We start from the raw sequence: 10942 nt of genomic DNA, 5'->3' as shown, positions 1-10942 counted from the left end.
TGAAGCTGTCTCCAGGTGCTTGCTGGCGATCACCCGGTGCCGACGGATGCGGATACCTCGATGCGTAGCAACGTCCGGAGTGAAGTAGCTTCGACAATAGGCAGTGACTTCATGGCCCAGGTCCACGAGTCGGGAACCGACCTCCTCATAATAGGTCTCGATGCCACTGTAGGTTCCAATGACGCCTCGAGCTCCAATGAAAGCGATCTTGAGCTTTCGCTCCTTCGACGTCGGCATAACAGGCTGAGTGCCACCACCACCCGGAGGACCCCACGCTGAAGTGGTTGTCAGTCTATCGCCCAGCTTCCGCTGGCGCTCCGGATCAAGCAGCTCCGCTGCCGGAGAGCACAGCGGGGATCGTCTTCGCCAGGATCTTCAGATCCATCCACAGAGACCACTCATCGATGTATTTCATGTCGAGCTCCATCCACTGCTCGAATGGCACCGAGTTTCTTCCGCTGACTTGCCAGAGGCAAGTGATGCCCGGCCGCACGCTGAAGCGCCGCCTGTGCCAATCTCGATCGAAGCCCTCGAAGTCTCTTACCGGAAGAGGCCGCGGACCCACGAGGCTCATGTCGCCAATCAGAACGTTGAGAAGCTGCGGCATCTCATCGATGCTCGTCTTGCGCAGGATTCGACCGATCGGCGTCACTCGCGGGTCGTTCTTGATCTTGAACACCGGCCCGCTCACCTCGTTGAGCTCCTCAATTTCAGCCAGTCTCGCCTCCGCGCCCTCGACCATGGTTCTGAACTTCAGAAGGTTGAAAACTCGCTTGTTGCGTCCAACGCGTTTCTGGACGAACAAAACCGGCCCGGGCGACGTCCGCTTGATCAGCAAAGCCACGCCGAGGAGCAGCGGACCCAGAATGATCAGCTGCACGAGCGCGAGTGTGAAGTCCAAGGCCCGCTTGACCACGACTCCGCCGCCCTCCATTTGACCTGTGCGCATTACAATGACCGGTTCGCCCTGAAACATTTCCACTCTGGATTTGGCGAGATTCAGGTTGAAAATGTCCGAAAGGAACCGGACAGTGATGCCCTGCTCCTCACAGAGACTGACAATCCGCGCTGACTTTCCGTAGGCTGAGGAGAACGGCAGGGCCATGACCACCTCATCGACGACGTTCCCTCGCAGATACTCGACCAGCTCGTCGATCCCGACCACCAGCTTCTCGCCCTCCCGATAGAACTCCTCGAGACCCGGCCAGGGATCGTCCACGAATCCGATGACGCCGTAGCCTAACTCGGGCCTGCTACGGACGCTGCGAGCGTACTTGCGGGCCCGCTCATTGGTGCCCACGATCAGCACATGGCTGATGTTGCGACCCCGAACGCGAATCCGTTCCAGAAGCGTCCGGAAAAGGACTCGCATGAGGGTCGTTGCCGCGATGGCCGAGAGCCAGAAAAGAACTATGAATTGGGGCGTAACCAGCTGCACCTGGAAGAGAAACCCCGCATTCAGGACTGCCACGGCACCCACCGACGTCGCCTTGAGCACCGTCCACGCCTCGTTCCAAGGCGAGGAGAATCGGCGCAGCCGGTATAAATCGAAGGCCTTGAAAGTCAGGTACCAGAGAACCAGCAGGACCAAGAAGAGGATGGAGTTGACGAGCTTGAGCCTGACCGCGAGAAGCTGTCCTAGCGACTCTTGACTCAGGACCCAGGTGGCGAAAGCAAAGGCGCCCACCATGATCACCAGGTCGGCGAAACCCAGAGCTCTCAGAAGCAGCTGTCTACGGTTAGTCAAGGTCTTCCCAATCGAAAAATCGCTCGAGTTTGCACTTTGTGCGTCAGGAAAACGTCAGAGCTACAACGGCCTGCAAAGCAGGCTTAGACACCCTCTCCCCCAATAGCAGCCCTGCGGACGGTGCTACCAAACGACCCCATCGGCTGGTCACACCGTGCCGCGCCCTCCCGGACCGTGCTCCTGTGCAGCTTCCCCTTTTGAAGATTGATCCTGAAGGACCTAAAATTGCAGCACGAATTAAGGGGACTGTCAAATAGACGATTGGTAATTCTTCTGGATGCACGGTTCGCTGCCGCCGAGGCCGGACCTGTCGACGTCGCGGCCGCAACCTTCTGCGCCAGGCTGCGAGCGTGTGGCACCAGGTTGACAACTGGAGCTGGCCCGTCCACTCTCTTGGTCAGCTACAGAGCCGGCAAGACCAGCTCTCCTTTCTCTGACGCCTCATGTCTGAAGCTCCAATCGTGCCTCCACGCCCGCGAGAGCATCTCTTGGCAGTCATTCTGGAGGACTATTTCCAGGTGGCCTCGCTCAAGTCCGTCGTCCGAACGGGTCAATGGCATCGCTTCGAGACCCGAGTCGAAAGAAACACTCTCGACGCACTCGAGCTCCTCGACGAATTCGGTATCAAGGCGACGTTCTTCGTACTGGGCTGGATCGCCGACGAAGTGCCGGAGGTGGTGCGTGAAGTGGCACGCCGCGGGCATGAGGTCGCAAGTAAAGGCTACTATCATCGAAGCCTTCAACAATTGGATGAAAGCGAGTTTCGGTCCGATCTTGCTCGCTCTCGCGAGGCTCTGGAAACAGCCTCCGGTCAGCGAGTCCGCGGTTATCGAATCGCCCACTCTTGGCTGGGTCCGCAGGATCTGTGGGCGTTGGACGTCCTGGCCGACGAGGGCTTTCTCTACGATTCGAGCATACGACCTCTGTTTCGAGGTTTCTCCGACGAGCCGTGGCGTCGTTTCCCGCACCTGCATCGCGGAGAAACAGGAACGATCTGGGAGATCCCCATCTCCGCTGTGCGCCTTGCGGGGTGGTCGATTCCAATATCCGGAGGCAATTACCTGAGGCAGCTTCCCCAATGGTTCGTGCGCCGAGCTATCGACCACTGGGATCGCGGTCACGAGGCTCCTCTGGCGTTCTATTTCCACGTCTGGGAACTGGACCCCGATCAGCCCCGGATCAATGCCGCTCCGCTGCACGAGCGGGTCCGGCAGTATCGCAATCTCGACCGAATGGAGCGGTTTGTCCGCTATTACCTGTCCCGCTATCGCTTTCAGGGCTTCGGCGAGTATCTCCGTCTCGACAGGGAAGAGGTGTCGCCTGCTCCGGAGCCGAGAACAGCGGCACCGGCAATACCGCTGCCGGAGCAATCGCCGAGCGACCCTGTTTCTGCTCCGACCTCGGCCACCACCGACAGGACACCGGTCTCAGTGGTCATCCCCTGCTACAACGAAGAGCTCATCTTGCCCTACCTGGCGAACACTCTGCGCAGCGTGACGGCGGTGCTCAATCAGTACGATCTCGGCTTCATCTTCGTCGACGATGGCAGCCTGGACGGAACCGCGGCAACGCTCGACAGCCTCTTTGGCGGCCGCTCCGACTGCGCGATCCTGCACCACGATCAGAACCAAGGCGTGGCGGCAGCCATTCAGACCGGCCTGAGCCATGCTCGAACCGAAGTCGTCTGCTCGATCGACTGTGACTGCACTTATGATCCGCACCAGCTGCAAGTCATGATTCCGATGCTGAGAGACAATATGGACATCGTCACCGCATCGCCTTATCACCCCGCCGGACAGGTGCGGAACGTCCCGTGGTGGCGTCTCTTTCTCTCCAGGCGCCTCTCCCAGCTCTACCGCCTCGTGCTGCGGCACAAGATCGCTACCTACACGAGTTGTTTCCGCGTCTACCGTCGGAGTGCCGTGGTAACGCTGCCGGTTCGAGAGGGTGGCTTCCTCGGCGTGGCCGAGGTCCTTGGACTGCTCGATCTGCAAGGCGGGCAGATCGCCGAGTGTCCAGCGGTCCTCGAAGCGCGTCTTTTCGGTCAATCCAAGATGAAGGTCCTGAGCACCATCTTCGGTCATTTGCGGCTGCTGGTTCGGCTGGCAAGTAGCAAGGCACGCCAGGCTCAGCGCCTCCGATAAACTCGGCTCGCCTGGAAGTTCGAATGCCCAGAAAAAAAGTTCTGATATCTCCTGAGAACCTCGACTTGAAGCAACTCGAGCTACCCACCGATCAAGACGCTTCCGGTCGTTCCCTAGGCGAGGAGGAAGTCGAGCTCCTGATCGGAGCGGTTCAGTCGGGCGTGCTGACGGCCACCAAAGGGTCCTACGTGCGTAGCCTGGAGCGGGGTTTCGCCGGCCGACTCGGCGTCGAGTTCGCTACCGCCTGTTCCTCGGGAACGGCGGCCATCCACGCGGCCGTTGCGGCGGTCGATCCAGAGCCCGGCGACGAGATCATTAGCTCCCCGATCACCGACATGGGCGCCATCGCGCCGATTCTTTATCAAGGGGCGGTCCCGGTCTTTGCCGACGTCGAGCCGACTGGACTCACAGTAACGGCTTCCTCAATAGAGGCGTGTATCAGCGAACGCACTCGGGCGATCATCGTGACCCACCTTTTCGGAAAACCCTGCGCCATGCGAGAGATTCTCGAGTTGGCAAGGGCTCGACGAGTGCCGGTGATTGAAGATTGCGCGCAGGCCTACCTCGCCGAAAGCGGTGGTCGAATAGTGGGAACTCTGGGCGCGATCGGCTGCTTCAGCCTTCAGCAAGGTAAACACATTACGACCGGTGAGGGCGGGCTCGTGGTGACCAATGACGAGGCTTTAGGCCGCCGAATACGCCTCTTTGTCAACAAGGGCTGGGACTATGGAGGCCCCCAACCGGACCATGGTTTTCTGGCCCTCAACTATAGAATGTCCGAGCTGCAGGGGGCCGTTGGAGTCGCCCAGCTGGCCAAGCTGGACTCAGTAACCGAAAGCCGAATCGCATCGGCGAAGAGATTGTCCGAACTGTTGTCGAAAAACAAGGGGCTCGAGACGCCGGCGGAAGAACCCGCCGCGACGCATTCCTATTGGCGCTACCTCCTTGGGGTCAACGGAGATCGGATTCCCGGAGGCGCGCCGGCCTTGGCGGAAGAGCTAGGTCGAAGGGGCGTTTCATCCTCGCCGAACTACATTGGTCGTCCGGCGTTCCAATGCGGGCTCTTCCGTGACCAGAAGACCTTTGGACAGAGCCGTTTCCCCTTCTCTCTTGCTCGGCCCGAAGCAACGGATTACTCCCCAGAAAGATACCCGGGAACCTTCGAGGGGCTGGCGAGAGCTCTCGTCCTGCCCTGGAACGAACGCCTCGGAGCCGAACACGTCGATCACATTGGCCGCTCGATTCAAGAGGCGATATCCATGCTGGGCAAGGACTCCGAATGACGCAGGAAGCCATCCGCTTCGGCCTGATCGGCGCCGGGGCGATCGCCCAGAGCTATGCCCAGGCCTTCAACGACTCGGACTCCGCACGGATTGTTGCCGCCTGTGACCTCGACGAGGCGCGAGCCCTGGCGTTGGCCGAGCGCCTCGGCTGCGTCGCCTACCAAACACACGAGATCATGCTCGAGCAAGCGAAATGCGATGCCATTTTGGTCTGCACGCCTCCGATCAGTCACCACCAGATTTGCCTAGACGCCCTCAGAAGGCGAGTCGCGGTCCTCTGCGAAAAGCCGCTCAGCCTCTACTCGACCAGCGCTCGGAGTCTTTTCTCCGTCGCGAGGCAGTTTGGCACAATCTTGTCCATGGCCTCGAAATACCGGTTTGTAGAGGACGTCATCCAGGCCAAGAGCCTTGTGGCCTCGGGAGTTCTCGGAGAGATCCGTTTGCTGGAGAACTCATTCACCTCGGCGATCGACATGTCGAAGCGATGGAATTCAAGGCCCGAGATTAGCGGCGGTGGGGTGCTGATCGACAATGGCACGCACTCGCTCGACCTGATCCGCTATCTGCTCGGCCCTGTCGCCAGCATCCTCGCCGTGCCCAACAGCTTGAAGTGTGAGCTTCCCGTCGAGGACACCGTCGATCTCTTTGCACGCACCGAGGACGGGGTCCAAGCGACCATCGAGCTTTCATGGACGTTGGCCAAGGAGCGGGAGAATTATATCGAGATCTATGGCTCCAACGCCACGCTCTGTGTTGGCTGGAGACAGTCGAAGCTTCGCCGAACCGGCCATCACAACTGGGAGGCGATGGGAACCGGATACGACAAGATCGCAGCACTAAGGCGCCAGATCCGTCACTTCTGCCGGGCCATTCGTGGCGAGGAGTCGTTGCTCGTGAGCGAGGAAGACGCCTTGGCTTCCGTCGAGGTGATGGAAACAGCCTATCAATCCCTTGAGGAACAGCGGTGGGTGTCAGTCAACGAGCGGCCGACTCGGGGCCGTGGACGTTTCTCGGCCCCAGGAGCAGGCTCTAACGGCTAGCTCCCCTCTGCCCGCCCAGATCGTCATGAGACAGACCATCCTCAACATGACGCTTCGTGGTGTGCTGCTGAGGGTCAGCGCATTCTTTGCGTTCGCCGCGGCAGAAATCGCCAATACCAAATTGACGGAGGTTGTACGATGAGGTTTGGACCTCGAGTAGCGTTCGCGCCGTTGCTGGCCGCACTCACCGTGGTTCCCCTGCTCTTCCTTGAGCCGCGGTTCGCCCAGGGGCCGCTCGAGATCGCACAGCTTCTGATCGCCCCCATGGTCGGCCTCGCTGTAGTGGCGCTTCTCGCCACCGGCTTGAACCGGCTTCGACGCCGAGAGCAGGGGCGAGCGGGCGGCTGGTCGGCCATCGTTTGTCTCGGAGGTCTGCTGGCAGCGACCGGCTGGATTGTCGGCGGCTGGATCGCGGCACTCGTCGGCGCTGTCGCCTTCGCCGTTCCGCTCGCGGTCGCCAAGCGCCGAGGCTCCGACCCCACTAGTGACCTCTGGCTGTGGGCTGGAGCGACTTTGCTCTCGGTCGTCCTCGTCTCCGGCCTCGCGATTTGGCCGAGCCTGGCGCCGAAACCTGAACGCCAGGTCGTGATGGTGGGCTTCGACGGCGCCTCGTGGCCGATCATCGATCAGCTCCGGGAAGCCGGCGACCTGCCGACCTTCAACCGGCTGGTCGAACAAGGCACGCGAGGCGAGCTCTCGACGCTGCATCCGGTCATCTCGCCACCCATCTGGACCAGCATCGCCACCGGAATGACTCCAGACAATCATGGCATCCGGGATTTCTGGTCCTCGGCCGACCAGGTCCGCGCCAAGAGAATTTGGGAAATCGCCGACGACCACGGCCTGGTGTCGGGTTCCCTCGGCTACCTGGTCACCTGGCCCCCGAGGAAGGAGTCGGGCTTTCTGGTGCCGGGCTGGCTCGCGCAGGGCCCCGAGACGCTGCCTCCTTCGCTCTCCTTCCTCAAACAGCTTGAGATGGGCGAGAAGAGAGGCGAGAGCCGTACGCTGATCGAGACGGTGCGCCTCACACTTGCGGCGCTGCGCCACGGAGCCACCCTGTCGACTCTCAAATCGGCTGCGGCGGTACTGGTCTCGCAGCGGCTCGAGCGGATGAATGAGCAGGATCTGGCTCTGCACCTTAGACTCTTGAAGCTTCGTCTGTCTTCCGATGTCTTCTGCCGCCTCTTGCGGGATTATCGTCCGGACCTGGCCATCTACTACGACAGCTCCACGGACGCGATCCAGCACATGTTCTTTAAGTACTTCGAGCCCGAGGGATTTCCCGAACTGACTCCGGAGGATGTGGGCAACTACGGCCAGGCAATCCCAGAGGTCTATCGGCAGGCCGACACGGCGCTCAAGAAGATCCTGCGCGCCGCCTCGCCCACGGCGGATCTTCTCGTCGTCTCCGATCACGGTCAGCGCTCGGCGATGGCTTCAGGGGAAACGTGGTACGCGATCAAGTCGTCGGCATTGATCGAAGAGTCCGGCATCGATTCGTTGGTCCGCGCCACCAACGTGGGTCGCTCGGTATTCTTGAGGTCGAAGCTCGACGAGAACGCGCTATCCGAGGCTCTTCGGCGCATCGAAGAAATCACATCTGCCGAGGATGGCCAGCCGCTGTTTGTGGCCGACCGCAGAAGCGAGTTCGAAGCCAACCTCAGGGTGCGGCCCGGCTTCGAGCTGGATACCAACCCGCTGGTGACGGTAGGTGATCGGCAGCTGCCGGCGATAGATGTTGTGGGTGAGTCCGATCGGATCTCCGGCACTCACACCGAGACGGCGCTGCTCTTGATGCGGGGACCCGCTATCGAAGTGGGCAAGGCTCTCGACGAAGGAAGCATTGTCGACGTGGCGCCAACGGTGCTCTATCTCCTAGGCCTGCCGCTCTCCCGCGAGCTAGATGGCGAGGTCCTGGTAGGAGCCCTTACGATCGCCTTTCAGCGGCAAACGAAAACAGTCCTCGTCGACAGCTACGGAGCGCCTACCGCGGAGCGGGCCGCGGAGCAAGAGCTGGACGAAGACACACTGAAGAAGCTCAGGGCGCTGGGATACTTACAGTGACGGACACATCCAACTCGAGGGTCTCATGCTCCGAGACCACACGAACGCGGGAGCTGATCGTCATGGTGACGAAGAAACCACTTCTCGGCATGTGCGTGGAGTGGTTCTCTTGGGCGAGACGGTTCCAGCTCGAACGGTTGGAGATCCTGTCGGTCTACCGACTCCACCTCGACTCCTTTCTCATGACGATCACGGCGCAGTTCGCCGTCGGGCTCGTTGGCCTCTCTCTGCCGCGGATGTCGCAGGCAGGAGGACGCCCGGGCACCGCGTGACCACCTTCATCCACCCAACGGCAATCGTCGAAGACGGCGTTCGGATCGGACCCGACACCGCGCTGTGGGATCACGTGCACGTGCGTGCCCCCACACGAATCGGACAGGGCTGCCTGGTCGGCGGGAAGACCTACATCGCCTACGGTGTCGAGATCGGGAACCGGGTCAAGATCAACAGCTTCGTCTACATCTGCACCGCGGTGAGCGTCGAAGACGGAGTGATGATAGGCGCCGGGACCATCTTCACCAATGACCGTTACCCGCGGGCCGCAACGCCGAATCTGGCGCGAGCTCTTGGCTCCGAGCCCAACGAAGAAACCCTCTCCACTCGAGTCCGCGAAGGGGCTACTATCGGAGCTCGCTCGGTGATCGGCTGCGATCTCGAGGTCGGCCGGTTCGCGATGGTGGGCATGGGGTCGGTGGTCGCCGGCTCGGTTCCTGATTTTCACCTGGCTGTCGGCAATCCGGCGAGGTCCGTGGGCTTCGTGTGTCGCTGCGGGAGGCCGTTTGCGAAGTTCGATCCGGCGAGTCCCCCCGCATCGATCGAGCACCGTTGCCCAAAGTGTGCCTACGCGTACACGGCGACGGAAGGCAGCGTCGAGGAACTGGGCTTCGGGGCGCGGCAGTCGGGCGGTTAAGGCACCGCGACGTTTGTTGATGGTGTTCGCTAGATCAAGGCGGTACCAAGGGTCCTTCTCCGGCAGTGCCGGCAAGCTCCTTTTGGCCGTCCTTCTGATCGCCTGCGCACTACGCTTCGCCTTTGTTTGGCACCCGACCGACTATCACTCGGTGGCCGCGTGGCGCGAGTCCGACTATACCCAGATCGCTCGTTCGTTCTTTCGAGAAGGCATGAATCCCTTCCTCCCGCGAATCGACTGGCGCGGGAACACATCAGGGGTCGTCGAAATGGAACTCCCCGTCATCCCATGGATCGGTGCACAGCTCTACCGGATCTTCGGCTATCACGAGCAGCTCCTCAGGGGGCTGGTCGCTCTCTCGAGCATCGGTGGACTCCTCGTCTTTCGACGATTGTCGAGCCGGCTCTTGCCACCGCACGCCTCACTATTCGCCACCACCGCTTTCGCGTTCAACGGACTCCTCCTTTCCCTCTCGACGAGCATTCAGCCGGAATCTCTTCAGCTTCTGATGACGCTGCTGGCAATAACCGCTGCGTTCGAATGGGCGGACAAAGGCGACGAGCCCTCGCTGCTGCGGGCTGCCGCCTTTACCGCCGGCGCGATTCTGGTCAAGGGCTCCTCGGCGTACTTGGGCCTGGTTCTGGGATACCTCGTGCTGAAAAGACTCGGTCTTCGCGCCGCGACCCAACAGCGCGTCTACGTGGCCACCGCCATCGCACTGCTGCCGCCTCTCGCCTGGTACCTCTGGGCGCACCACAACTTCGACGTGACCGGGTTGTCGTTGGGACTCTCGAACGAGGCGCATTTCCTGTCCTGGGATGTCCTTCGTCACCCCCGGGGGATCGTCACCGGCAACCTGGTAGCGGAGGTACGCGATGTGTTCGCGGCCGCCGGCCTTCCTCTCGCAGCCGCCGCTTTCCTACGGCCCTGGGACAGGATCGAACGGACCACGGTCTGGTACGCAGCTGTGGTGATCTTCTACATTGTGGCCGCCGACACCTCGGCGGATGGCTGGGCCTTCTACTACCACGCCAACTCGATTCCGCCGGTCTGCCTGCTGATGGGTTTCGGCTTTGCCGCTCTCACCGACAGAGCTCAAGGCCCCTTAGCGAGCGGGCGCCTTGCCGGATTCAAGAGCGGCGCCGCGTACCTGCTCGCAGCGGTCACGCTCGGGGGCTTCCTCGCCCGCGGCGTTCAGCTCGCTTGGCTGCGGAACCACCAACCGGTCCTCGAAGAACTCTACAGATGCTGCCGCGAGTTCGCTCCAGCCGTGCCACCCCACGGGAAAATCGTCGTGCGCGGCGGTCGCCGACTCGATTGGCATGGTCATGGCGTGGCGTACAACGAGTCAATGGCTTTCACTTGGACCGATCGCAAGGGATTCAACTACGCGCACGAGGACTTCAGCGCCGCCAAGCTGGAGGAGATTGCGCGGTTGGGGGGCCGTTACTGGATTGCCAAGCCACAGGATCTCGAGGACAAAGCGGTCATGTCGCGGATCACCCCTCGCGTCAGTCTGATCCAGCGCTGCGGCGATTACGCGCTGTACGATTTGGGTCCTTCTCGGGAAGGCACCTCATCGAACCACCCTACCCTGAGGGAGAAGCTCGACTCGGAGGGAAACACGGAAACGCCGGTTCGGACAGTCCGCTAAGGTCGTATGCCCATCAAGAGCTGCTGCATCTGCGATCAACCGGTGCGTCCGATCTTCGCTATCGAGCACCATCAAATCTACGAGTGCGACGGCTGTCAGC

The 10942-nt window shown here is 61.3% G+C and carries 8 protein-coding genes; 7 read left to right on the top strand and 1 reads right to left on the bottom strand.

Going from position 1 to position 10942, the window contains the following annotated elements; all coding sequences use genetic code 11:
* Window positions 1-322: 322 nt before the first annotated feature.
* Window positions 323-1747, bottom strand: a complete 1425-nt coding sequence (locus tag GY769_13195; protein MCP4202873.1) for a sugar transferase — start codon at window positions 1745-1747, stop codon at window positions 323-325.
* 488 nt (window positions 1748-2235) lie between these two features.
* Here GY769_13195 and GY769_13190 point away from each other — a divergent pair, with 488 nt between their 5' ends.
* The 7 genes from GY769_13190 (at window position 2236) to GY769_13160 (ending at window position 10842) form a co-directional block, all read left to right on the top strand.
* The gene (locus GY769_13190) at window positions 2236-3891 is read left to right on the top strand and encodes a DUF3473 domain-containing protein (protein MCP4202872.1); all 1656 of its coding nucleotides are present in this window, start codon (window positions 2236-2238) and stop codon (window positions 3889-3891) included.
* Window positions 3892-3914: 23 nt separating this feature from the next.
* The gene (locus tag GY769_13185; GenBank protein ID MCP4202871.1) at window positions 3915-5174 is read left to right on the top strand and encodes a DegT/DnrJ/EryC1/StrS family aminotransferase; all 1260 of its coding nucleotides are present in this window, start codon (window positions 3915-3917) and stop codon (window positions 5172-5174) included.
* Window positions 5171-6214 (top strand): Gfo/Idh/MocA family oxidoreductase, encoded by a 1044-nt coding sequence (locus GY769_13180; GenBank protein ID MCP4202870.1) that lies wholly within the window; start codon window positions 5171-5173, stop codon window positions 6212-6214. The genes GY769_13185 and GY769_13180 overlap by 4 nt, the downstream gene beginning before the upstream one ends.
* A 138-nt stretch (window positions 6215-6352) precedes the next feature.
* Window positions 6353-8278 (top strand): hypothetical protein, encoded by a 1926-nt coding sequence (locus GY769_13175; GenBank protein MCP4202869.1) that lies wholly within the window; start codon window positions 6353-6355, stop codon window positions 8276-8278.
* The gene (locus GY769_13170; GenBank protein ID MCP4202868.1) at window positions 8275-8550 is read left to right on the top strand and encodes a hypothetical protein; all 276 of its coding nucleotides are present in this window, start codon (window positions 8275-8277) and stop codon (window positions 8548-8550) included. The genes GY769_13175 and GY769_13170 overlap by 4 nt, the downstream gene beginning before the upstream one ends.
* Window positions 8547-9188 (top strand): N-acetyltransferase, encoded by a 642-nt coding sequence (locus GY769_13165; protein ID MCP4202867.1) that lies wholly within the window; start codon window positions 8547-8549, stop codon window positions 9186-9188. The genes GY769_13170 and GY769_13165 overlap by 4 nt, the downstream gene beginning before the upstream one ends.
* Before the next feature lie 19 nt (window positions 9189-9207).
* Entirely contained in the window at window positions 9208-10842 is a 1635-nt protein-coding gene (locus GY769_13160; GenBank protein MCP4202866.1) for a hypothetical protein, read from the top strand.
* Window positions 10843-10942 lie beyond the last annotated feature (100 nt).

The sequence above is a fragment of the bacterium genome (assembly GCA_024224155.1).
Taxonomy (GTDB): Bacteria; Acidobacteriota; Thermoanaerobaculia; order Multivoradales; family JAHEKO01; genus CALZIK01.
The sequence above is the reverse complement of the archived record's forward strand: the minus strand, read 5'-3'. Positions and strand labels throughout refer to the sequence as shown.

Coding starts and splice junctions, on each gene's coding strand:
- GY769_13185 (MCP4202871.1), top strand. CDS start 3,915: ATGCCCAGAAAAAAAGTTCTGATATCTCCTGAGAACCTCGACTTGAAG.
- GY769_13175 (MCP4202869.1), top strand. CDS start 6,353: ATGAGGTTTGGACCTCGAGTAGCGTTCGCGCCGTTGCTGGCCGCACTC.
- GY769_13180 (MCP4202870.1), top strand. CDS start 5,171: ATGACGCAGGAAGCCATCCGCTTCGGCCTGATCGGCGCCGGGGCGATC.
- GY769_13160 (MCP4202866.1), top strand. CDS start 9,208: ATGGTGTTCGCTAGATCAAGGCGGTACCAAGGGTCCTTCTCCGGCAGT.